This window comes from Arthrobacter silvisoli (genome assembly GCF_003369445.1).
GTDB classification, from domain to species: domain Bacteria; phylum Actinomycetota; class Actinomycetes; order Actinomycetales; family Micrococcaceae; genus Arthrobacter; species Arthrobacter silvisoli.
In genome coordinates this window covers 81,539-104,480 of record NZ_QRCU01000076.1, presented here as the reverse complement: position 1 = coordinate 104,480, position 22,942 = coordinate 81,539, and the positions used below count along the sequence as shown (strand labels likewise).

The window sequence follows — 22,942 nt, the reverse complement described above, 5'->3', positions numbered from 1 at the left end:
ACGTCCCGGAATCGTAGGGCTCCGGAGTCCCGAAAGGAGCAGCATGCCCCGCTTGGTCGACCACCAGGAACGCCGCCGCTCGATCATCGAGACCACGTGGCGGCTGATTGCCGGGCAGGGCATCGAAAACGCCAGCATGCGCGACATCGCCCGGGAATGCGGATACGCCGCGCCCGGCGTGCTGGCCCACTATTTCCCCAACAAGGACGCGCTGCTCCTGGCGTCCTATGAACTGATCTGCGAACGCACCAACGAGCGGATCGCCGCGGGCACTGCCGGCCGCCGCGGCCTCGCCGCCTTGCGGAGCATGTGCCTGGAGATCATCCCGGCGGACCCGCTGACGGTCGTCGAAGCACGCGTTGCCGTGTCTTTCTGGCAGCGGGCCCAGACGGAGGACGCCCTGCGCGCCGTCGGCCGGGAGGCGCTGCTGCACTGGCGCGGCCTGGTGATGGACTTCCTCGCGCAGGCCGAGCACGACGGCGAATGCGCGCCTTTGGCCGATCCGGACGCGGTTGCCGATGAGCTGCTGAACATCATGATGGGCCTGCACGTGACCTCGATGCTGGACCCGGACACCGTCACGGGCTCCCGGCAGCGGCACCTCATGGAGCGTGCGCTGGCACGGCTTTCCCTGCAGACGGAGCGGGAGTCAGACTAGGCGCGCGCCTCCTGTACCGGCCAATGCGCGGGTTGTAGGCTCGGGCACTATGGCTCTGCGACTTGTTCAGGTGAATTTCAAGGCCCGGGATGACGAGGCTCTTGGCCGCTTCTGGGCCGACGCGCTTGGCTGGGGTGTTTCCAGCGAAGGACCCGGGGTGACCAACGTTGAACCCCTGGGCTTCAACTGGCCGGACCCCACCGCCGTCTGCATCGATGTGGTGGCCGTGCCGGATCCCGAAACGGTGAAGTACCGCGCCCACCTCGATCTCGCCACCACCTCCGCGGCCCACAAGGACGAGTTGGTGGCGCGCCTCCTGGAACTCGGCGCCACGCACGCCGACATCGGCCAGGGCGACGTCCCGTGGACGGTCCTCGCCGATCCCGAAGGCAATGTGTTCTGCGTCCTGGAGCCCCGGGAGATCTACCGGGACACCGGGCCGATCGCCACGGTGGTGGTGAACTGTTCCGACCCGCGGGCCATGGCCCGGTTCTGGAGCGAGGCCACGGACTGGACGCTGCACGAGGTGGACGACGATCACGCGCGGCTGCGTTCGGCCAGCGGCGTGGGGCCGTACCTGGAGCTGCTCCGTACCGACGGCCCGGAGACCGTGTGGAACCGCGTCCATCTCGACGTGAAGCCCTACGCAGGCGACGATCTGGACGCCGAGGTGGAGCGGCTGCGGAACCTGGGAGCCAGCAACGCCGATGTCGGCCAGGGTGACGACGTGTCCTGGCGGGTCCTCGCCGACGTCGAGGGCAATGAGTTCTGCATCCTCGCCCCGGACAGGGCGGAGTCCGTCTGAGCAGTCCGGGGACCTAAGAGCGAGCCGCCTTCGCCGCGGCGATCTGGTGCCGCACCGCCTGCGCCACCGCACGCACCCGCGCCGTGGGGCGCTGCGTCCGCAGGTAGGCGAGCACGGTCTTCAGCTCCGGCACGTCGTCCTGGATTTCCACTGTGGCCAGTTTTCCGCCGTCGTAGGTCAAGCCGTGCTGCGGGCGCTGGTGCAGGATCGAATAGCCCAGCCCCCGCGCCACGAAGGTGCGGACCGTTTCGTAGCTCGCCGAGCGGAACCTGATGTCCGGCTCGCGGCCGCCCAGTCTGGCGATGGACAGCATGAGGTCGCGGCTGTGCGGCAGGTCCAGGAGCACGAAGGGCTCGTTCTTCAGCGCCGAGAGCTTCACGCTGCCTGCTCCGGCGAGCTTGTGGTCCGGCGGCACCGCCAGGTAGGGCCGGGCGGTGTCGACCACGGAGGTGGCGATCGCCTCGGGGAGGTCCAGGTCATAGCAGAGGGCGAGGTCGGCCTGTCCGCTGAGCAGCGCGGCCACGCACCCCGAGGTGTCGGATTCGATGACGTCCACTTCGAGGGCCGGGTGGTCTTCACGCAGCTTGCTCAGGATGCCCGGGAGCAGGAACGGCGCCAGGGTGCTGAAGCAAGCCAGGCGGACGCGCCCGGCAACGCTTTGCGTTTCGCCGCGGGCATGGTCGAGGCTTTCCTCGACGTGGGCCAGGATGGACTGCGCATCGCGCAGGAACAGCTCGCCCGCGGGGGTGAGGACCAGTCCCTTGGACCGCTGCCGGATGAAGAACTGAGTGCCTACGTGGCGTTCCAGCTGCGCGATCGCAGCCGAGACGGCGGACTGGGCGACGTTCAGCCGGACCGAAGCCCCGGTCATCGACAGCTGGGCGGCAGCCTCGACGAAGTACCGCAGTTGGGTGAGCGTGACATCCATTCCACGAGCATAGCCGCTTCATCTAATTTTTCGATACAACCGTTCTAAAAGGACTGTTGGACAGATTCCGAGGGCGGGCGGGAAGCTGATTCACAAGCATCCACCAGCGAGACGAAGAGGCAGCGGCCAAAGTGAAGCACCAGCGCATCCGCACGTTCAACACGAAGGACACCTACCCGGAACAGAACCTCGACAACGACCTTTGCCAGGCCGTGGTGGCCAACGGCGTGGTCTACCTCCGGGGCCAGATCGGACAAGACCTGGAAACGCGGGAGTCCGTGGGCATCGGCGACGTCGAGGCCCAGGCGGAAAAGGCCATGGCCAACATCGACATGCTGCTCAAGGAAGCCGGCAGCAGCCTCGAGGACATCGTCAAGGTGACCGTCTACATCATCGATCCGCGCTACCGCGAACCCGTGTACCGCACCATGGGCCGCTGGCTGAAGGGCGTGTTCCCGGTGTCCACCGGTATCGTCGTCTCGGCGCTGGCCCGGCCCGAGTGGCTCGTGGAGATCGACGCCACCGCCGTGCTGTCCACCACCTCGGCGGAGGCCGTTTCCACGGAGGGCGCAGCGTGACCTTCAGCATCGCCGCCACCGACGGCAACGGCCGCTTCGGCCTCGCGGTTTCCTCCTCCTCCCCCGCAGTCGCGGCCCGCTGCGCACACCTGCGCGACGGCGTCGGGGCGGTCAGCTCGCAGAACATCACCGATCCGCGGCTCGGCACGGCCCTGCTGGACCGCCTGCAGGCGGGATACTCCGCGCAAGAGGCGGTGGACGCCGTCGTCCACGAATCCCCGGCGGCCGGTTACCGGCAGTTGGTGGTCCTCGACGCGCGCGGCGGTTCCGCGGTGTTCAGCGGCGAGCACTCGCTCGGCGTGATCGGCGAGGGCCGGGGCGCCCACAGCGTGGCGGCGGGCAACATGCTCGCCGGACCCGGCGTCGTCCAAGCCCTCTGCGATGAGTTCGAGGCCACCTCCGGCGAGCTCGAAGTGCGGCTGATGGCCGCCCTGCGGGCTGCCGAGGCGGCCGGCGGCGAGGCGGGGCCCGTGCGCTCGGCCGGCATGTCGGTGGTTTCCGGCCACGGTTGGCGGGACACGGACCTGCGGGTCGACTGGCACGAGGATCCGATCGGGGAGCTCGCCCGGCTGCTGGAGGTCTGGCTTCCGCAGCGCAACGACTACGTGGTGCGCGGCCTGGACCCCGCGGCTTCCGTGGGCTACGGGGTGCCGGGCGATGAGCGCTGAGGCGTTGACTGCCCACACGAGCACCCGCACGCGGGTGCTCGAATCGGTCGCGGTGCAGCACCCGGCGCTGATCGGGCTTTCGGAGACGCTGCACGCCAACCCCGAACTCGGCTGGCAGGAGCACAAAGCCGCCGGCTGGACGGCCGCCTACCTGGCCAACCACGGCTTCGCCGTCGAAGAAGGCTACCTGGGCTTCCCGACGGCGATGCGTGCCGTCGTCGGGAACGGCTCCCGGCGGGTGGGGCTGATGGCCGAGTACGACGCCCTTCCCGGCCTGGGACACGCCTGCGGCCACAACATCATCACCGCGATTTCCTGCGGGGCCGCCGTCGCCCTGGCCGGGTTCGCCGCCGAGCGGGACCTGACCGTGGAGCTTTACGGCACCCCGGCGGAGGAAGGCGGCGGCGGGAAGATCGAACTGCTGAAGAAGGGCGCCTTCCGTGGCCTGGACCTGGCCATGATGGCCCACCCCAGCCCGGTGGATTCCGCCGAGGCCCGGCCCTACGCCGTAGCCCACAACCATGTGGAATACCGCGGCAAGTCGGCCCACGCCGCTGCCTATCCGGAGCACGGCATCAACGCCAACGATGCCTTCGTGGTGGCCCAGGTTGCCCTGGGCCTGCTCCGGCAGCAACTGCCGTCCGGGACCCGCGTCCACGGCATCCAGACCCGCGGCGGCGAGGCACCCAACGCCATCCCCGAAAAGACCGAGGGCCGCTGGTACGTCCGTGCCGAATCCCTTGCCGAGCTGGGAGAACTGGAGCAGCGGGTGCACCGCTGCTTCGAAGCCGGGGCCGTGGCGTCCGGCTGCGAACTCTCGGTCACCCCGGAGTCCGAGCCCTACTCGGAATTCCGCACGGAGCAGCGGGCACTGGAGCTGTACATCCGGCACGCCGAATCCTTGGGCAGGAACTTCAATGCTCCACCCGAACAGGCCACCATGAACCGGGCATCCACCGACATGGGCAATGTGTCCCAGGTGGTCCCGGCCATCCACCCATACATCGGGCTGGGCTGCTTCCCCGCGGCCAACCACCAGCCCGAGTTCGCCGTCCACTGCGTCGGCGACGCCGCCAACCAAGCCATTCACGACGGCGCCGCCGCCCTTGCGCTGACGGCGTTGGACTTCCTGGCGGGCTAGCCAGGCGGACCCGCCGGGTGGACGGACCCACCCATCACGCCGGGCTTCCCGGCCATTCCCAGGACAGGACCATGACAGATCGAACTTCTTCCCGGGAACCCGGAACCCGTCTGGAGCGCGACAGCCTCGGGGACCGCACGGTCCCCGAGGGTGCATATTGGGGCATCAGCACCCTGCGGGCCGTCGAAAACTTCCCCGTCAGCGGGCGGACCGTTGGCACCATGCGGTGCCTCGTGTGGGGTCTGGGCGCGGTGAAATACGCGGCGGCACGCGCCAATGAAGGCCTCGGCCTCCTCGAGCCAGGCAAGTCCGCGGCCATCCAACAGGCATCCTTGGAGGTGATGGACGGGATCCTGGACGGCCAGTTCGTGGTGGACGCCATCCAGGGCGGCGCTGGAACCAGCACCAACATGAACGCCAACGAGGTCATCGCCAACCGGGCGCTGGAACTGATGGGCCGTGCCAAGGGCGACTACGCCGCGCTGCATCCGATTGACGACGTGAACCGCAGCCAGTCCACCAACGACGTCTACCCGACGGCCATCAAGATCGCCCTGCAACGGGAAATCAGCGGTCTCTGCGCCGAACACGCCCGGCTGATCGAGGCCTTCGCGGCGAAGGCCACGGAGTTCTCCGGAATCCTCAAGGTGGGGCGCACCCAGCTGCAGGACGCTGTGCCGATGTCGCTTGGCCAGGAGTTCGGCGCGTTCGCACAAACCTTGCGTGAAGACGGGAACCGGCTTGAGGAACTGCTCCCCCACCTGCGCGAATCAAACCTCGGTGCCACGGCCATCGGCACCGGCATCACGGCCCCGCCGGGCTACCGGGACGCCGTCATCGCCGAACTCAACTCACTCCCGGGCCTCCGGTTGGTGTCCTCGGCCGACCTGGTCGAGGCCACCGGCGATACCGGCGTCTTCATGCTCGTCTCCGGCGTCTTGAAGCGGGCGGCCGTGAAGCTCTCCAAGATCTGCAACGACCTCCGGCTGCTTTCGTCCGGACCGCAGGCCGGCTTCGCGGAGATCTTCCTGCCCGCGGTGCAGGCGGGATCGTCCATCATGCCCGGCAAGGTGAACCCGGTGATCCCCGAGATGGTCAACCAGGTGGCCTTCCGTGTGGTCGGTGCCGACGCCACCGTGACCATGGCTGTCGAGGCCGGCCAGCTGCAGCTCAACGCCTTCGAACCCGTCATGGTGGATGCGCTGCTGGAATCGATCGCCTGGCTCACTGTCGCGTGCAGGCAACTCCGCACCCGTTGCATTGACGGCATCAGGGCGAACACCCGGATCCTGGAACAGCGCATGCTCTCCTCGGTCAGCGTGGTCACGGGCCTGGCGCCCCTGCTTGGCTACGGCGCCGCGGCGGAACTGGCCAAAGAGGCCCTCGCTACGGAGCGGAGCATCGCGGAGCTCGTGATCGAGCGCGGCCTGCTGGATGCGCGGAAAACCGAGGACGCCCTGTCGGCGAGGTCGCTGGCGGGGTTGGAGTAGCGGGACTGCGTCCCTTGCCTTCTACAAATAGTCTTCGGCGCGTTCCCGGGCGATCTCCAACAAGGTGGACTGGAAGGCAACCTCCGCCGGGGCGTAGACCTTATCCTGGCGTTGGGCAAGCAACACCCGCCGCAGGGGTGCATCGGGGCCAAGGCTGATGACGCGCACATCGGGGTGCTGGAGGGCAACAGCAGTCTTGGGCACCATGGCTACGCCCATGCCGACACTGACCATGGCTTGGGCCTCCTGGTAGTCGTTGGCCAGGAAGCCGATGGTCGGTTCAAAGCCCGCCGCATGGGCGGAGCGTTGCAGGACTTCCACCACGGGGTGGGCTTCGGCGCGGACGATCCATGATTCCTTGCGGAGTTCCTCCATCCGGATCTCCTCCCGGTCCGCGAGGGGGTGGTTGCGGGATACGAGGAGCACTGTGCTTTCGTGAAAAACCTCCGTCACGCGGATGGTGTCATCGTGGAAGCGATTCCACGGATAGTCCCACAGCAAGCACAGGCCGGTGAGTCCGGACTGGAGATCATTGACGAGTTCATCGAAGCGCGCACTCCGCAAGGACAGGCCAATGGCCGGGTACCGCTTCTTGAAAGCCCTGATCACCAAAGGGAGGAACGAACCGGCAAGGGTCGGAAAGGTACCCACGGCCAGCGAGCCGCGCTTCAGTCCCGCGATTTGCTCAAGGTCGGCCTGGGCAGCCTTCATTTGCCCGACGATCTTGCGTGCGTGGCCGGCCAGCACCTGACCTGCCTCCGTGGGCACGACGCCGCGGGAGCGCCGGTTCAGCAGCGGTTGCCCGACCTCCTGCTCAAGCTTCCTGAGTTGTTGGGAAACCGCAGAGGGTGTGTACAACATCAAATCGGCAGCAGCCGTGATGGACCCTTGCTCCACGACCTCAACCAGCAGCGCCAGGCGCCGGATGTCGAAAAGACTTGCATATTCTTCGTTTAGCAAATCTTTACCTTTCAGTAGGAATGGTTAATTCTATGCATTCCTCCGATGAATCGCGCCTTCACGGGCGACGATCATCAAGCCATCCGCTGCTTCGTCGTTCCATCCTGCCCTTCCAAGACAGTGAATGAAGCAATGCTACATCCCCTTCCACAGATCAAACATTGTCTTCATTTGTGATTTGGCTCAATCTCGAATCATCCCCTCAATGCCTGGGGCTTCGGAGAGCAAGGAAGAGATCATGAAGATCGAAGCGGAATGGATGCGCGGTGGCACCAGCAAGTGCTGGGTGTTCGAATCGGCGCATCTGGAAGAGACCCAAACGAGCCCGGATGCCTTGCTCCCGCGGCTCTTTGGCAGTCCCGACCACCGGCAGATCGACGGCGTTGGCGGGGCAACGTCAACAACCAGCAAGGCCATGATCCTCAACCGGGCGCCGGGCGGGGATATCGACGTGGAGTTCACCTTCGCGCAGGTGGGTATCGAAGAGGCAACGGTGGACTGGGGCAGCAACTGCGGGAACTGCTCAGCAGTGGTCGGCCTCTACGCCATCGAAAAAGGGTGGGTGGCACCTGAAGGCGATGTCACCCGGATCGTCACCCGCAACACGAATACCGGCCAAGTCATCATCCAACGTGTGGCCACCCCCTCGGGAGCACTGCCGCTCGTCCCCCAAGCGCACATGCCTGGTGTGCCGTTCCCGGGCTACGAGGTGGGGCTTGGGTTCCAGGATCCCGCGGGCAAGACCACAGGCAGGCTCCTGCCGAGCGGGGCTGCCACCGACACCATAACCGCCGCCGGGACCCGCTGGACTGTCTCCATGGTGGACGCCGGTGCGCCTGTGGTGATCCTCAGCGCTGAGGAGCTGGGCCTTGACCCGGAACGCTACGACAGCTGGTTCGGCGGCGTCGAACTCCAACTGCAGACGCTCGAGCGCATTCGACGTGAAGCAGCCGTTCGCATGGGACTCGCGGCAACCACCAGCGATGCGGCCCGCGCCGTCCCCAAGGTCGCGATAGTTGCTCCCCCCGCGCAGTCCGACCAGGAAAGCGACGCCAACGTCATGATGCTCTCCATGGGCAAGCCCCACCCGGCCTTGGCCATCACCGGAAGCATCGCGCTGACGCTCGCCGCCCGGACCCCGGGCACCGTCATGAACGACGTCACGGGCGGCAGAGTTCAACCCACCCTGCGCTTGCGGACGCCAGCCGGGGTGATCGCGACCTGGAGTGAGGAACGGGATGGATCCCAGTTCGTCGGCGTGGACCGAACAGCCCGCACCATCGCTTCCACCACAATCCACCTTCCCGAGGCCATCGACAGCACAGTCGACGTCACCTTCGCCGGCGCTACCAACTGAGCCGGGCCACCAACTGAGCAACGCTACTCAACGAAGAGAGAGCATCATGACTAAGACAGCAGAAAAGACTGCACCAAGCAACACCCTCGACGACCGTTCCCGGCGGCCCAAGCGCCGCCGTCGTATCCTGCTGGTGACGGCAGCCGCCATCACTGTCCTGGGCTTGCTGGCCCTCCTGTTCGGTGGTGTCCTGGGCAACCCAACGGCTGCCTCGGAATCGGAGCCGACCATGACCGCCGCGCAGATCGTCCCGCTCGTCATCCTTGTTGTGATGTTCGTGGTTGCCACGAAGTGGCCTTTGAACATCGGCGTCATGGGACTTGTTGCCTCTTTCGGCGTGGGCTACTTCGTCCTCGGAATGAGCGACAAGCAGATCCTCGAGGAGTTCCCGGCGAGTATCGTCCTGACGATCATCGGCGTCACCTACTTCTTCAGCATGGCCCAGCGGAACGGCTCGATCGACATCATTGTGCAAAGCTGCGTGCGGCTGGTCAGGGGAAAGACCATGCTGCTGCCATGGGTGTTCTTCCTCATGGCAGCGGCGCTGACCGCACTTGGCACCTTCAGCCCGGCGGCCGTGGCCCTGCTGGCGCCGGCAGCCCTCGGACTTGCCTACGAGTCGCGCATCCACCCCGTCCTCATGGGGGCGTTCGTTATCAACGGCGCCCACGCCGGCGGCTTCTCGCCGCTCTCCGTGGCCGGCGTGCTGGTCCACGACATCGCCCACAAGAATGGATTCCCCATCGACCAGGGCGCACTGTTCCTGGCCAGCTTCGCCCTCAATTTCATCTTGTCGGCGCTGACCATCGTGGTGTTCGCCCTCGTGGGCAAGCTGCGCGACAAGCACGCCAACGAATACGGCGGCCTGGACACACCACGCATCGGACGTCCCAACGGACAGCAAATCCTCACTCTGGCGTTGATCTTCGCGATCCTGGTGTGCACGCTCGGTTTCCACATGCCCATCGGCTTCGTTGCGCTGTCCGCGGGCCTGATCCTGGCCTTCGTCAACATCAAGGAACACAAGACCTTCATCGGCGGCATCTCCTGGTCCACGGTGCTGCTTGTGGCAGGCATGATCACCTACGTCTCCCTGCTCCAGCACGTCGGCGTCATCGACACCCTCGCCGAGCAGGCACTCGCACTGGGCGCCCCGCTCCTGATCGCCCTCGTCCTCTGCTACGTCATCGGGGTCGGGTCCGCCTTCGCGTCATCCACCGCCCTGCTGACCGCGTTCATACCCCTGGCCGGTCCGCTGCTGGCGACCAGTTCGCTGAGCGCCTCGGGGACTGTCGCCGCCTTGTCCGTCGCCGCCACCGTGGTGGACGTTTCGCCGTTCTCGACGGACGGAGCGCTCGTGGTGGCCAATGCACGCGACGCTGACCGGCAGCGGGTCTACCGCCAGCTCATGGCGTACGCAGGCGGCGTTGTCCTCATCGCCCCCGCGCTGGCCTGGGGCCTGCTCGTGCCGACCGGCATCATGTAGCCGGCACAGACCGCCGGACCAGTGTCCGGCCAGCGCACGGGAACCTGCCCTCCGGCGCAACAGGAGACCCGAAGGACGGGCGCAGGAACACCCCGTACGCACCAAAGGCAGGGCGGCCATTCAGCTGCCCTGCCTTTGCCCTGTCCGCGCCTAGCCAGCCACCCCGGCCGGTACCGCAGCCTGCACCGCGGCCGGGGCACTCCCCACCAGTGCATGCTGCTCGTTATGGGCCAGGTAGCTGCGCTGGATGGAAATCTGCTCGGCAACGTACTTGGCGTCGTGCCACACGCCCCAGATGAAGCTCGAACCGCGGCGGGACTGCCAGGGCAGCCCGAGGAAGTAGACCCCGGGCTCGGAGGAAACGCCGCGCTGCTGCCGCGGCTTGCCCTTTTCGTCGAACGCGTCCACTTGGAGCCAGCTGTAATCCTGGACGAAGCCGGTGGCCCAGATGATGGAGCGGATGCCGGCTCCGGCCAGGTCGAGTTCGAGGATGGGATCGGTGAGGCTGTCCGGGTCGGGCCGCACCATGCGGGCCTCTGGCTCCTCGGGAAGATCGAGGCCGTTCCGCTCGACATACGCGTCGGCTTCATCGAGCAGCCCAAGGTAGTGGGCGTCGCCGTTGGCGATGTTGACGCGGAGGTCCCCTGCGAACCGCACGGTGCCGTCCTCGAATGATTCAGTCCGGCCAACAAGCTTGATCCCGCCATCGGCGAGTTCGCGGAAGTCGACGGTGCGGCCGCCGTCTGCCCCGCTCACTGCGATGGTGACGTGCTCGGCTCCCTGCGGCGGAGTGGAGGCATCCCACATTCCGAGCACCCCGAGCCACCAGCAGAAGTCGCGTCCGCGGTAGCTGCGCGGGGGACGGTCGTGCGGGCCCACCGAAAGGTACACCTGCCGGCCGGAACGTTGGATCTCCGCGGCGATCTGCACGCCGGAGGAACCAGCCCCCACAACCAGGACGCCGCCGTCGGGCAGTTGGTCCGGATTGCGGTACGAACTGGAATGCATCTGCACGAGCCCCGCCTTTTCGGGTACGACGGCGGGGATCACCGCTTTCTGGAACGGTCCGGTTGCGGCCACGACATAGCGGGCGTCGAGGTCCCCGTCGCTGGTCTGGATGTGGAAGCCGGGAGCCCCGGCCTTCCTGCGGACCGACACCACCTCGACGCCGCAGCGCACCGGCGCGTCGATCTTCGCTGCGTAGGCCTCGAAGTAGTCGGCCACCTGTTCCTTCGAGGCGAAGTCACCGGGCTCAAGGCCGCTGAACTCCAGCCCGGGAAAGCGGTCATGCCAGGCCGGTCCGTTCGCGACCAGGGAATCCCAGCGCATCGTGCGCCACCGCTCGGCGATGCGGTCCCGTTCCAGGACCAGGTGCGTGATTCCGCGCTCACTCAAATGCTCGCTCATCGCGATCCCGGCCTGACCTGCGCCGACAACGAGGACTTCAACCTCTTGGCTAGCCATGTCAATACTCCTATGTAACTTGACGCGCACGACATCAAAGATCGCGCCCTGTGTGACGGTTTACCCATCATCACGCGCCCATCTGCATCTGCATAGCGAATAAATCAGGCCAAGAAGATCTAAATATTTGATGCGGCTTGCCGGCCTCCAGAAAGAGTCGCACAAGTACGCCAGATCCCATCCGCCACTCCCGCTACTCCCGCTACTCTTGTGCGTATGCAGAAAGGTGAGTGGGAGCAACGCGTTGCAGCCCTGTGGGCCTCGTTGGACGAGCGCGGGCGCGACGACTTCCATACCGCGATGAAGAAGCTCTGCGCGGAACTGCCCCAGGGCGCGGCCGAAGCCGACTTCGAGCTCGCCTCGGCCTACGACTCCACGGGCTATCCGGAGCGCGCCGTTCCGCTGTACGGCAAGGCGCTGGAAACGGGGCTGGAAGGCGAGCGCCGGCGTCGGGCGGTCATCCAACTGGCGAGCTCACTGCGGAACCTGGGCCGCCCGGACATCAGCGTGACGATGCTGACGGACGAACGCGGCCGCGGCAGGGACCAGCTTTCCGATGCCGTGGACGCCGTGCTGGCCCTCGCCCTCGCCGACACCGGGCGGGAGCGCGAAGCCCTCTCGCTCGCCCTCACTGCGCTGGCGCCCCACCTTCCGCGGTACCAGCGCTCCATGAAAAACTACGCCCGCGCCCTGCTGGAGAAACCGGAGGGCACGGACGAGGGGTAGCGCCGGGTCATTTTCCCGGGCGCCGCGGAGCGTGGCGGACCGTCTTCGGAGGATGATGGATGACGCCGCGCATCAAGACGACGGCCAGCGCCGTGATCCATGCCGGTGGCATGAGGAACACGAGTACCCCACCCGCACCGCTGGCGAATCCGCCGGCGTTGACATAGCCCGTCAGCCCGATCCACCAGCAGAGCAGCGCCACGAAAGCGCAGGTTCCCGCAAGTGACCCCCGCAGCTGATCGCGCCCGATCAGGACCCAATGGTCATCATTCCGCCCGGCCATGCCAACCACCTCGCCATCGGCCCGCAAGTTCCAAGGCCTGATGACTTCAGTGCAGCACAGTTCAGGGCGATTTACGAGGGGTGGCGCCCGGCCGGGGCGCCACCCCTCCGCTCAGGCGAACCTGGCGAGTGGGTTCTTCAGCCGGCCGGCCATCTGGAGACCGCCCGAGGGATCGCTGAGGTCCAGCATGTGCTGGTTGTTGCGCAATTGCAGGCGGTTGAGGCAGGACAGCTCGAAGTCCGGGGCGAAGAGATCGTGCATGGCGAACTGATCCGCCAGTTCCGGGTGCCGCTTCTGGTAGGAACGCACGACGCCGGCCGTCACCTTCCAGAACTCCTCCTCGGCGAGCGTTCCGTCCTCCGCGAGGATTGCGGCCAGGAATCGGAAGATGCAGTCGAAGACGTCGGTGAAGACGGCGAGCACCATCTCCTCGGCCGGGATGTCGGCCTTGATGCGGGACACTTCTTCCGGCAGCTCAAGCCGCTCCCCCATCACCACGATTTCCTCGGCGATGTCCTTCATGATGGCCCGGACCGGCACACCGTTTTCCAGCACCAGGATGACGTTTTCGCCGTGGGGCATGAAGGCCAGTTCGTATTCGAAGAGGCAGTGGATCAGCGGAACCAGGTAGGCCTCGAGGTAGCGGCGGAGCCACTCGGCGGGCTCCAGCCCGGAACGCTTGATGAGCTCTGAGACCATCGAAGTGCCGTCGGGGTCCACATGCAGCAGCGACGCCATGGTGGCCAATTGCTGCCCTGTGCCTTGCCCGCCGTCCAGCAGCGGAAGCGGACTTTCCCTCCACAGGGCCGAGAGCATCTTCCGGTACGGCGAGCCCTTGGCCGAGGCAGCCTCGTAGTAGTGGTTGTTGTAGCCGATCGCGGCGGACTCACGGATCATGGCCAGGCCGCGCTCCTGCAATTCGGTGTCCCGGGAAATCAGCCCGTGCAGCCAGTCGTTGATGGCCGGGGTGGCCTTCATGTACTGCGGGGACAGCCCCCGCATGAAGCCCATGTTCAGCACGGACATCGCCGTCTTGACGTAGCACTTATTTGGCGCGGACGTGTTAAAAAACGTCCGGATCGACTGCTGGGCCTGGTAGGTGTCCTCGCCGGTGCCCAGGTGGACGATATGCCGCTGGGCGATCTCCGCCGCGAACGTCACGGTGAGCTTGTTCTCCCACTGCCAGGGGTGCACCGGCATGAGCAGGTAGTCCTGCGGGTCCAGGCCCCGCGCGGAGAGCTCCGCGTCGAAGCAGGCCAGCGCGTCCGCGCCGAGCTCGGCCTCGAAGTGGGCGCGGTAGCCCAGGCCTGCGCTGGAGGTGAACACTGCCTTGCTGCGGTGCACGGCGATCCACTGCAGCTGTACGTCCGCACCGCTTTCCGGGGCGAACGCGTGGTAGTCGGTGATCCCGAAGCCCAGGCGGCCGTTGTTGGCCACGAAACACGGGTGCCCTTCGCTCATGGTGCGTTCGATCGCCTGGAAATCGGCCGCGACGTCCGCCCCGCCGGTAATGCCGGCCGCGAGTGCGGCCGAGCGGAGCGGGTTGCCCTGCTTGTAGGCGTGACCGGCCAGGGTGCTGCTGATTTCCTCGAGGTAGACCGACAACTGCTCCTCTCGGATCGCCAGGGTGTCGCGGAATTCGGCGATGAAGTCCAGGGCATCGAGCGGGAGTTCAGTGGGTCCCTTCTCCCCCGGCCCAGCCCGGACGATCGATTCCGCGGGGATGCTCCAGTGGTCCAGTTCAAGCACCCTCGCCTGGAAACGGTACTCCACCGACGCGTCGTCGCTCACCACGCGGTACAGCCCGACGCCGGCGCCCGCGTCCTCCAGCAGTTCCGGCGCCAGGATGCGCTCGTGGGAGAACTCCGCGATGGCCTTGCGGACCAGGTGGCGGTTGGCGGCCGCCCAGCGCTCGGGTGTCAGGTGCTCCACCGGGCCGGCGGATCGGGTGCTTGCTTCGGGAATGGCGGTCATCGGTTCTCTCCTGCGGGGACGTAGGCGGGTTCAGTTGCGGCTGGTTCGGGGGTCAGGGTGGCGAGGAAACCGGTGCGCGTGCAGAAGCTGAGGAGGGCTTCCTTGTGGGTTTCGGCAGGGCTCCCTTCCGGTGCAGGCAGGGCGGGAAGAATCACCACCCGCTCGGGGCGGAAGCCCACGCGCTCGTTCAGCACGTGGATCTTGTGGTTCCTGGCATCCGGCTCCACGACCACCCGTTCCGTCTGTGGGTCCTCGAACAACTGCGACATCACGGACTGCATGACGGTGGTGGTGAACCCGGGCTGCGGCTCGCCAAACGGCGGGGCGACGAGCAGGTGCATGCCGATGTCGCCGGGCTGCACCTCGTAGACGTCCGCCAGTGGCGATTCGCCCGGCTGGTACCGCTCCATCAGGAAGGCGGGGACGCCGCCGTCGAGCCCCAGGAACGCTTGGTGGTGACCGCTCGCGGCAATTCGCGAGTACTCCTCCACAACGTCCTGGACTGTGGAGGACACCATGCCCCAGAAGCGCGCGTACGGCCGGCTCACCCAGCTGTGGAGGAGGGGTGCGTCAGTGAGCGGGTCGACAGGGCGGAAGGTGAAGCTCATGCCTTCACCGCCACGGCTGCATCTGAGGCCACGGGCGCGTCGGCCGCAACAGGTGCGCCGAACTGCTGGAAGGCGATGCTGCGCTCGATCGGGTAGACCTCGCGGCCGGTGATTTCGCGCAGGATCCAGGAGTTGCGGTAGGCGGCCATGCCGAGGTCCGGCGTGACGAAGCCATGGGTGTGCAACTCCGCGTTCTGGACGAAGATTTCGCCGGGTCCGACGCCGGTGCTGTAGTTGCGGGAGACGTCAAAGCGACCGCGGCAGTCGCGGCGGATGCGGTCCGCTATCCCAGCCAGGAAGCCGGGCTCCTGGTACTTGTAGCCGGTGGCGAAGATGACGGCTTCGGATTCCAGGGTGAAGTCGCGGCCGTGCTCTTCATGGCGAAGTTCCAGGGTGTGGGTGCCTTTGGCGGCGTCCCAGGCGGCGGCGTTGAGCGAGGAGTGCGTGAAGAGCTGCGTGTCCACGATGCCGGAGAGGCTCTTGGTGTAGAGCAGATCGTAGATGTCGTCGATCAACTCCGAGTTGATGCCCTTGTACAGGTTCTTCTGGCTGTCAATCAGTGAATCGCGTTGCTCCGCCGGGAGGGAATGGAAGTAGTCCACGTACTCCGGGGAGGTCATTTCCAGGGTCAGCTTGGTGTACTCCAGCGGGAAGAAGCGCCCCGAGCGGGTCACCCAGTTGAGCTGGTAGCCGTGGACGTCGATTTCGCCGAGCAGCTCGTAGTAGAGCTCCGCAGCGCTCTGCCCGCTGCCCACGATGGTGATGCTGTGCTTGGCCTGCAGTTCACTCTTCCTCGACAGGTAGTCGGCGTTGTGGAGGACGAGTCCGCCGGCATTCTCGCCGGAGACTATCCCGGCACAGGCCGCCGGGATGTAGGGGCTGGTGCCGGTGCCAAGCACCAGCCGCCGCGCCTTGAGCACCTCCACGCCGTCCGGGCCCTGCACGGAAAGGGTGTACACGCCGTCGCCATACGCCACGTCCAGCACATCCGTGCTAAAACGCACGGAGTCCAGTTGGCCCGCCACCCACTGGCAGTACTGGTTGAACTCGGCGCGCAGCGGGTAGAAGTTTTCCCGGATGTAGAAGCGGTACAGCCGGCCGGTCTGCTTGAGGAAGTTCAGGAAGGAGTACTTGGACGTCGGGTCGGCCAGAGTAACCAGGTCCGCCATGAACGGGACCTGCAGGTGCGCCGGTTCCAGCATCATGCCGGGGTGCCAGTCGAAAGACTCTCGGCGTTCCAGGAAGACGGCATCCAGGCCGTCGATGGGCTCGCTCAGCGCGGCCAGGCCCAGGTTGAAGGGCCCGAGGCCGATCCCCGCGAGGTCATGGATGCGGCCGGATTCCGGGGTCTCTTTGGGCGCGGCGGCTTTGGAAGTAGTGCTCATGCTGCGTTTTCCTTGCTGTTGGTGCCGGCGAGCAGGCCGGCGCCGGTGCGGCGCAGCAGCTCGATGATTTCGCGGATGTCGTTCCGGCTCGCCTCGGCGTTGAGCAGGGTGAACTTCAGGTAGTGGTGGCCGTCCACTTTGGTGCCGGCCACCACCGCCTCGCCGGAGGCGAACACGGCGGCGCGGATGGCGGGGTTGAGGCGGTCGGCTGCCGCCTCAACCAGGCGGGAACCGCCCACAACGGGCCGGTAGCGGAAGACGAGGGTGCTCAGTTGCGGCTCGGCGGCGAGCTCGAAGTCGGGGTCCTCGGCCAGCAGCGCACCAACGCGCCCGGCGAGGTCGATGGCTTCGTCGAAGAGGGCGCCGATGGCTTCGGCCCCCATGGTGCGCAGGGTCAGCCACAGCTTGAGGGCATCGAAGCGGCGGGTGGTCTGGATGCTCTTGTCCACCTGGTTGGGGACCTGGGCCTTGGCGGCGCTCTCCGGGTTGAGGTAGTCCGCGTAGTAGGTGACGTGGCGCAACATGGCGCCGTTGCGCACCAGGACCGCGCTGGAGCTCACGGGCTGGAAGTAGGTCTTGTGATAGTCCACGGTGACGGAGTCGGCCAGGTGGGTGCCGTCGATCAGGTGGCGGTAACGGTTCGAGACGAGCAGGCCTCCGCCGTACGCGGCGTCGACGTGCAACCAGGAATCATAGGCGCGGGCCAGGGCGGCGAGCTCCGCGAGCGGGTCCACAGCGCCGAAGTCCGTGGTCCCGGCGGTGGCCACGACCGCCATCGGCACCAGGCCGGCGTCGTGCGTTTCGGCAAGGGCGGCGGCCAGCGCGGCAGGGTCCATGCGGTGGTCAGCAGCAGTGGGGACGGCGATGACGGCGTCGAAACCGAGGCCCAGCATGGAAGCCGACTTCTGGATGCTGAAATGGCTGTCCCGCGAGGTGAAGATGCGCAGCCGGTCCAGCAGCTGCGGGAGGCGGGCGCCGCTGCCGGCGGCACCGGCAGCGCGGAGCTTGGCGACGGCGTGGTTGCGGGCCATCAGGAGCGCCTGGAAATTGGACTGGCTGCCGCCGGAGGTGAACACGCCGTCCGCGTCCGGGCCGAAGCCAATGCGTTCGGCGGTCCACCCGATGAGGCGGCGCTCGATCATTGTGGCGCCGGCGCTCTGGTCCCAGGTGTCCATGGAGGAATTGACGGCTGAGAGCACGGCCTCGCCCACCAGTGCCGGGATCACTACGGGGCAGTTCAGGTGCGCGGCGTAGCGGGAGTCATGGAAGTAGATGGCGTCCTTGAGGTAAAGCTCGTCGAGTTCCTCGAGGGCGGCGGCGGTGTCGCGGAGGGGCCGGCTGAGCTCCACTGCGTCCACTTTTGCCTTAAGCCCCGCATGCCCGACGCCGGTGAACGGCCGGGTGGTCCGTTGGACCTTGGTGGCCACGGCGTTGACGCCCTGCAGCACCTGCGCGACATAACTGGGCGAGTTCCGCGCGTTGAAAAGCTGGTTGCTTGCCGCGAGCGCAAGCTCCACGCTGGTCCCGAAGTCCGCTTCCGGCGCGATCCCGCCTTCGGTACTGGGATCGGTTTCACCAGCTCCGATGTCATTGCGTCCTTCGTTGGGCTCCGTTTCACCGGGCCCGGTTTCACCGCGCTCGGTTTCGCTGCGCTCGGTTTCACCGCGCCGGACTTCCATGCTGGGCGACGTCACGTCGGCCTCCTTCCACTGGGATCAAACAAATGCCCAGCAACACTCCACGCGCTGTTAGGCAAGGCAAGCCTTACTTAGGCTTGCCTTTTCGTCAAACTTTTGTGCCCTAATTCACGGGGTGTGACGGGGTGGGAAACGTTGACTGGATCCGTCGGGCAGCAGTGCTGTAGCTTGCCGCCTTTCCGCTGCGGGACGTAGGCGCGGCGCGTGCTCACGGGGTTGCAGAGCGGGGTCCGCGGCATCGCTCGAAGGGACAAGCCCTCCGGCCTCGGATATGCGCCGGCATATTAGGCCGGCTCCGGAATGATCCCGCAGAACCCGACAAGGCTGCGGTGTAGAGTCCTCAGCAAACGCGCCCAGCGGGGGCTGGGCGCGGCACGGCATCTTAGGGGGAAACGATGCAGGACGGACCCAACCCGAGCACAAGCATCCGGGAGATCGACGAGCACGGAAACGCGCTTCCGCATGACCCGGCGGACGCGCCGGAGGACACCAGGAAATTACGTGTGAACCCGTTCATCGTGGCCCTCTGGGTCCTCGACGCGGCCATCATCTCGCTCGTGAGCTGGGCCATCACCGAGAGTTTCAAGCCCACGTTCTTTGGTGGCACCGCACCGGAGTCCGGCACGGTGCCTGTGTTCTTCGTCCTTATGAACTCCGTGCCGCAGATTCTGCTGATCTCATCGCTGACCACCGTGGCGCTGCTCTTCTGGCACGCGTGGCAATGGCAGAAGCGCCGCTTGAACTAACTGCCCCTACTCGTTGCCGGGCTCTCCGACGGGCGGCTCGGCCGGCCAGTCGATGTCGAGCTCGTAGCCCTCGTGCTGGCGGAGGAAGGCGGCAATGTAGGGGCAATGCGGGATGATCCGCTTTCCGGAGGCCACCACGTCGTCCAGGGCGAAGCGGGCGAGGACCTTCGCCAGGCCGCGGCCCTTGAACTTTTCCTTGGTTTCCGTGTGCATGAAATCGATATGGCCGGGCCGGTCCATGAACTGCGAGATCACTGCAAGTTCGCCGTTCACCAGGAGCTCGTAACGGTGGAATCTGTCGTTCCGGACGGTGGTGACGTCACCGTGGAACGACTCTGCCAAGGAATCCGTGAACTCGGTCATGACTCGACATTGGCACGTAATCCGGCCTCTGGCAATGGCAACCGGCGGGCTTGGCCTGCCCTCGTGGAAGGCTCGGCGGGCGGGGCTTGCGACGGCTCCACCACGCGTCCCAGCAGTAGCACCGCGAGCATGAAGCAGGCTGCCCCGCCGCCCAGCAAGGCGAGGGTGAGCCCGTTCAGCGCGGCGTCCAGTATGGGGATGAAGACCACGACGCCGGCCGTCACCACGGCGGCAGGCGCGCGGCCCCGCGCGTGGACGGCCGCCGTCGGGCGTTCCTCAAGCCTTCCGCACAGCAGCAGGACAGGCAGCAACAGCACGACGACGGCGAGCAGCACCAGCGGGCGCGCCCACCACCATTCGGCGGTGCCGGCTGCCGGCTTGGGGAAGGAGGTGAGCAGCAGCAGGCCGGACATCGCCACGAGGAGCGGCAGGTGCCAAAGGTAGATGGTCATGGAGCGGCGGCCGGCCACGGAAACCACCCAGAGCACCCAGCGGGCGCGGGCCACCCAGGCGACAGCCGGGCGGATCAGCTGCAGGGTGGCCGCCTGCGAAAGGCCCAGCAGCAGCATGCACAGGTTCGGCGGGTTCAGGTTCACGATCATGTTTCCCGAGTACACCCCGGCACCGGTGATCAGCCCGAGGAGAAGGTTGCTGCCCGCGATCAGGCCCACCAGCCATCCGCTGCTGCGCCCGGCGAGGAAACCGTCGGCGATGAAGAAGCCGAACTGCTGCACCGCGCACCAGACGAACACCATGTTGAGGGACGCCACGAGGGGGAAGGCACCGCGCAGGCAGTCGACGGCGATCACCGCGGCCACCAGGGCCGAGAGCGTCAGCCACGGCGCACGCCCGTGCAGCCTGGCCAGCAGTGGGACGCTCAGTTGCGCGGCAAGGTAGGCAGCGAGGAACCACAGGGGCATTCCGGCTCCCGTGGCCATGAGCTGGACGACCTGCGGGTGGACCCCAAGGAGTTGCGCGGCGAACAGGCCCACGAACATGGTGGCAAGCAATGCGGTGGCGGGCCGGATGAGTCGCAAGAGGCGCAGCTGGGCGTAGTCGACGCCGGTTCCGCCGCGATCCCGGAGCCGCCGCCAGGATTCCAGACCGGTGATCCCGCCCAGCACGAAGAACAGCGGCATGACCTGCAGGGCCCAGAGCACTGGCTCGAACCAGCGCTGCTCCATGAGGGTGTTTTCCGTGGTCACGGTGCCGTCGGCCTGCAGCACCGGGCTGACCATCATGCAATGCGACAGGACCACCAGGGTGAGGCAAAAGAAACGGGCGATATCGATGACCGGGTCGCGCCGCACTCCGGTGGCGGCCTGCCCGGCAACTGCCTTGTCATGGCCCAAGAATCCCATCGCGCCCCCTGCGGCTGATGTTCCCTGCTGGCTCCATTGTCCGCCGAGTTGGCGGATTAGGGCAGGGGGCTTGGAAGGCTGGGGGCGCCGGCGCGGCGAATCGGGACTCCGTTTCTGCCCGCTGCGGAGACGGCCTAGGAAATGGCCGGCATGGACCGCTGACGCGGCGCCCCGAAGAGTCGGCGCCGACGCAATCCCTTCCTTGTTCCTTCGAGGTCGGTTAGTCTGACCGCCACAGTCAGTTCTGATGACCGGTTCGCGTGTTTCCTAGGACGTGGTGGAGGCCTCATGGTATCTGGCCGGGCATCACGGTCGTGTAGGAGGCTCGCTCCGTGAACGAGCCGCTGATAAATCACCCCGATCGTCGCTTTCGGGTCTGGGCCTACACAGCAGGAATGGGCCGGCTCACTCCCCGGGCGGAAACAGGACCCCTACTGTGCGACATCAAATTCTTCGAAATCGAGTGCGCTGGGCGGCGGGGTTACGTGGTCCCCGGCGTAATTGCTAAGGATGAAGACGAGGGCGAGTACTACGAACTGAGTGAGTACTGGCGCCGGGACTGGGGTTTATGAAGCGCACCCATCCATCCCATCGCGGAGCGTTTCCTCGCGCTGCCGCAGGGATTGTCACGTGGGACAACCACCCGCGGACCCACTTGGTCCATCGGGGCTTCATTCCTGCGTGGAAACGTGAGCGGCTAGTCGAGTGAAGAGCGATGGCCATCATCTTTGAACTTGATTCTGCCTTCATACTCTCGGAGCAGATACCCATGACAGCGGGCGACCTTCGATATGGCCTGGACCGTTTCTTCATTAAGGAGCGGACCGTCATTGAAATAGCGGTGGCCGAAATCAGCAGGGGAAGTTCCGACTCCTTGCTCTACGAGCTCGCCGTCCTGCTCCAAGTAGAAGTTGATCGCATCCCCGAGATCTTCAAAGGACTCGATTTCCCCGGGCGATTCGATGACCCTCGTGATTCAGCCCGGAAATGGCTCTACCTGCAGTTGAAGGCAGCCTACCTTCAGCGCGCACAATTGAAGGACCCCCTGGGGGCGGTGGAAGAAATATACGCTGACTTCGATTATCCGCCGGAGATCGCCCGGCTGGTGAGGTACATGCCGGTCTCTCGACCAAGTGAAGCGGTCGGGGTGGGCGGCCTGTTGCAGAACTGGGCGCGTTTCCTCGATGAAGAACACCGTGCATTGGGTTACTCGCTTCCAGAATAGAGACTCCGGTAGGGACCTGACTTCCTCCGGACTTTGTGGCGCAGATGCCAAGACGATTTCTTCGAGTAGCTGTTTGATGACCGAAAGCTCTCCCGGAAGAACTGAAGCCGGGCGGCACGGACCCTGGGTCCACTCAAAGAGAGGATTGAGATGACTTTCACGCTTGAGCAGACACCTGAGGGCGTCGACCTGGTGGTGACGGGCGATTGGTCGCGGAAAGCCGAAGCCTATTTGATAAAAGGGCGCGCCACGGGGCTGGTCCTCAACTATGCACGCGGCTTTCGCGAAAAGGATCTGTCCTTCGTGAAAGAATTGCCGGTCCGGCGACTGGATTTGCTCGCCAGAACGATTACAGATCTCTCGCCGATCTATTCGGTCGCGGACCATCTCGAGTCATTGCATGTTCAGTCGGACCCTCGCGCCACGATCGAGCTTGAGCAGTTGCCGCGTCTGCGGGCCTTGTCGGCGTCCTGGGAGCAGGTCCAAGGCTCGATCCGGTTTGCGCCGCAGTTGGAGCGGCTGTTCCTGCTTTCGTACTCCGAACCGGACTTCACGCCGTTGGCCATGCTCTCTTCGCTAGCGAGCCTGGTCTTCAAGGACTATCCCCGGGTCCGCTCTCTGGATGGTGTCGAGGAGATGCCTTGGCTGGCAGAGCTGGGTGTCTACGTGGCGAAGAATCTGGAGGACATCAGTGCGCTTCAGCGTTCTCCCTCACCGGTCCTTGATACCCTGCAGCTGTCATCCTGCCGGAAGATCGCCGAGATCGGAGCCGTGGCTTCCTGTCCATCACTTCGGTTCTTCGAGTTCAGCGACTGCGGGGAAATTCCAACGGCCGCGCCCCTGGCAGGCCTCGACCGGCTGGAACTCCTATACCTGTATGGCACGACGAAGATCGCCGACGGCGACCTTGGTCCCATTGCCAGGCTTCCTCGGCTGGTGGACTTCAGGATCCAGAACCGGCGGGGCTACTCGCCGCCGGTGAAAGAGATCCAGGACGCGATTGCCCGAAGGGTTGGAGGTCGATAACTTTTCAGTGGGA

Annotated in this window: 22 protein-coding genes; 12 read left to right on the top strand and 10 right to left on the bottom strand. The window is 65.9% G+C overall.

What is annotated here, in order from left to right:
* The first annotated feature begins 43 nt into the window (after positions 1-43).
* Positions 44-658: a TetR/AcrR family transcriptional regulator gene (locus DWV11_RS17415; protein WP_115790182.1), complete on the top strand. Its 615-nt coding sequence runs from the start codon at positions 44-46 to the stop codon at positions 656-658.
* Between the two features lie 49 nt (positions 659-707).
* Positions 708-1,463, top strand: a complete 756-nt coding sequence (locus DWV11_RS17410) for a VOC family protein (RefSeq protein ID WP_115790181.1) — start codon at positions 708-710, stop codon at positions 1,461-1,463.
* A gap of 13 nt (positions 1,464-1,476) precedes the next feature.
* Here the strand turns inward: DWV11_RS17410 and DWV11_RS17405 are convergent, their stop codons facing one another.
* Positions 1,477-2,391: a LysR substrate-binding domain-containing protein gene (locus tag DWV11_RS17405; RefSeq protein ID WP_115790180.1), complete on the bottom strand. Its 915-nt coding sequence runs from the start codon at positions 2,389-2,391 to the stop codon at positions 1,477-1,479.
* 131 nt (positions 2,392-2,522) lie between these two features.
* On the opposite strand from DWV11_RS17405, the gene DWV11_RS17400 reads away from it, so the two are divergent.
* The 4 genes from DWV11_RS17400 to DWV11_RS17385 all read left to right on the top strand — a co-directional run bounded on the left by DWV11_RS17400 (position 2,523) and on the right by DWV11_RS17385 (position 6,268).
* Positions 2,523-2,969 (top strand): RidA family protein, encoded by a 447-nt coding sequence (locus DWV11_RS17400; RefSeq protein ID WP_115790179.1) that lies wholly within the window; start codon positions 2,523-2,525, stop codon positions 2,967-2,969.
* Positions 2,966-3,637, top strand: coding sequence for a DUF1028 domain-containing protein (locus DWV11_RS17395; RefSeq protein ID WP_115790178.1), 672 nt, complete (start codon positions 2,966-2,968; stop codon positions 3,635-3,637). Before DWV11_RS17400 ends, DWV11_RS17395 begins: the two co-directional genes overlap by 4 nt.
* Positions 3,627-4,778 (top strand): M20 family metallopeptidase, encoded by a 1,152-nt coding sequence (locus DWV11_RS17390; RefSeq protein ID WP_115790177.1) that lies wholly within the window; start codon positions 3,627-3,629, stop codon positions 4,776-4,778. Before DWV11_RS17395 ends, DWV11_RS17390 begins: the two co-directional genes overlap by 11 nt.
* A 71-nt stretch (positions 4,779-4,849) precedes the next feature.
* On the top strand, positions 4,850-6,268 hold the full coding sequence (locus DWV11_RS17385) for an aspartate ammonia-lyase (protein ID WP_115790176.1): 1,419 nt from the start codon (positions 4,850-4,852) through the stop codon (positions 6,266-6,268).
* A 21-nt stretch (positions 6,269-6,289) separates the two neighbouring features.
* Here DWV11_RS17385 and DWV11_RS17380 read toward each other — a convergent pair whose 3' ends face one another.
* On the bottom strand, positions 6,290-7,228 hold the full coding sequence (locus DWV11_RS17380; protein ID WP_115790175.1) for a LysR family transcriptional regulator: 939 nt from the start codon (positions 7,226-7,228) through the stop codon (positions 6,290-6,292).
* Positions 7,229-7,466: 238 nt separating this feature from the next.
* Between DWV11_RS17380 and DWV11_RS17375 the strand changes: the two genes are divergently transcribed.
* Both DWV11_RS17375 and DWV11_RS17370 read left to right on the top strand, forming a co-directional pair.
* Positions 7,467-8,585 (top strand): PrpF domain-containing protein, encoded by a 1,119-nt coding sequence (locus DWV11_RS17375; RefSeq protein WP_115790174.1) that lies wholly within the window; start codon positions 7,467-7,469, stop codon positions 8,583-8,585.
* A gap of 46 nt (positions 8,586-8,631) precedes the next feature.
* The gene (locus DWV11_RS17370; protein ID WP_115790173.1) at positions 8,632-10,071 is read left to right on the top strand and encodes an SLC13 family permease; all 1,440 of its coding nucleotides are present in this window, start codon (positions 8,632-8,634) and stop codon (positions 10,069-10,071) included.
* Between the two features lie 150 nt (positions 10,072-10,221).
* Here the strand turns inward: DWV11_RS17370 and DWV11_RS17365 are convergent, their stop codons facing one another.
* Entirely contained in the window at positions 10,222-11,535 is a 1,314-nt protein-coding gene (locus DWV11_RS17365) for a flavin-containing monooxygenase (protein WP_115790172.1), read from the bottom strand.
* Positions 11,536-11,751: 216 nt separating this feature from the next.
* Here DWV11_RS17365 and DWV11_RS17360 point away from each other — a divergent pair, with 216 nt between their 5' ends.
* Entirely contained in the window at positions 11,752-12,261 is a 510-nt protein-coding gene (locus tag DWV11_RS17360; RefSeq protein ID WP_115790171.1) for a tetratricopeptide repeat protein, read from the top strand.
* A 7-nt stretch (positions 12,262-12,268) separates the two neighbouring features.
* Here DWV11_RS17360 and DWV11_RS17355 read toward each other — a convergent pair whose 3' ends face one another.
* From DWV11_RS17355 to DWV11_RS17335, 5 genes are all read right to left on the bottom strand, one after another.
* Positions 12,269-12,544: a hypothetical protein gene (locus tag DWV11_RS17355; protein ID WP_115790170.1), complete on the bottom strand. Its 276-nt coding sequence runs from the start codon at positions 12,542-12,544 to the stop codon at positions 12,269-12,271.
* Between the two features lie 111 nt (positions 12,545-12,655).
* Complete coding sequence (locus tag DWV11_RS17350; protein ID WP_115790169.1) at positions 12,656-14,518, bottom strand: IucA/IucC family protein; 1,863 nt, start codon at positions 14,516-14,518, stop codon at positions 12,656-12,658.
* On the bottom strand, positions 14,515-15,126 hold the full coding sequence (locus tag DWV11_RS17345; RefSeq protein WP_115790168.1) for a GNAT family N-acetyltransferase: 612 nt from the start codon (positions 15,124-15,126) through the stop codon (positions 14,515-14,517). Before DWV11_RS17345 ends, DWV11_RS17350 begins: the two co-directional genes overlap by 4 nt.
* Positions 15,123-16,511 carry a lysine N(6)-hydroxylase/L-ornithine N(5)-oxygenase family protein gene (locus tag DWV11_RS17340; protein ID WP_115790167.1) on the bottom strand — a complete coding sequence of 463 codons (1,389 nt, stop codon included), beginning with the start codon at positions 16,509-16,511 and terminating at the stop codon, positions 15,123-15,125. Before DWV11_RS17340 ends, DWV11_RS17345 begins: the two co-directional genes overlap by 4 nt.
* Positions 16,508-18,028: a pyridoxal phosphate-dependent decarboxylase family protein gene (locus DWV11_RS17335; RefSeq protein ID WP_210725786.1), complete on the bottom strand. Its 1,521-nt coding sequence runs from the start codon at positions 18,026-18,028 to the stop codon at positions 16,508-16,510. Before DWV11_RS17335 ends, DWV11_RS17340 begins: the two co-directional genes overlap by 4 nt.
* 575 nt (positions 18,029-18,603) lie before the next feature.
* Between DWV11_RS17335 and DWV11_RS17330 the strand changes: the two genes are divergently transcribed.
* Complete coding sequence (locus DWV11_RS17330) at positions 18,604-18,954, top strand: hypothetical protein (RefSeq protein ID WP_115790166.1); 351 nt, start codon at positions 18,604-18,606, stop codon at positions 18,952-18,954.
* A 6-nt stretch (positions 18,955-18,960) separates the two neighbouring features.
* Here DWV11_RS17330 and DWV11_RS17325 read toward each other — a convergent pair whose 3' ends face one another.
* Both DWV11_RS17325 and DWV11_RS17320 read right to left on the bottom strand, forming a co-directional pair.
* Positions 18,961-19,317 carry a GNAT family N-acetyltransferase gene (locus tag DWV11_RS17325; protein ID WP_115790165.1) on the bottom strand — a complete coding sequence of 119 codons (357 nt, stop codon included), beginning with the start codon at positions 19,315-19,317 and terminating at the stop codon, positions 18,961-18,963.
* The gene (locus DWV11_RS17320) at positions 19,314-20,678 is read right to left on the bottom strand and encodes an acyltransferase family protein (RefSeq protein ID WP_115790164.1); all 1,365 of its coding nucleotides are present in this window, start codon (positions 20,676-20,678) and stop codon (positions 19,314-19,316) included. Before DWV11_RS17320 ends, DWV11_RS17325 begins: the two co-directional genes overlap by 4 nt.
* Before the next feature lie 715 nt (positions 20,679-21,393).
* Between DWV11_RS17320 and DWV11_RS17310 the strand changes: the two genes are divergently transcribed.
* Positions 21,394-21,903, top strand: coding sequence for a DUF2247 family protein (locus DWV11_RS17310; RefSeq protein WP_115790162.1), 510 nt, complete (start codon positions 21,394-21,396; stop codon positions 21,901-21,903).
* 150 nt (positions 21,904-22,053) lie between these two features.
* Positions 22,054-22,929: a leucine-rich repeat domain-containing protein gene (locus tag DWV11_RS17305; RefSeq protein ID WP_115790161.1), complete on the top strand. Its 876-nt coding sequence runs from the start codon at positions 22,054-22,056 to the stop codon at positions 22,927-22,929.
* The last annotated feature ends 13 nt before the right edge of the window (positions 22,930-22,942 follow it).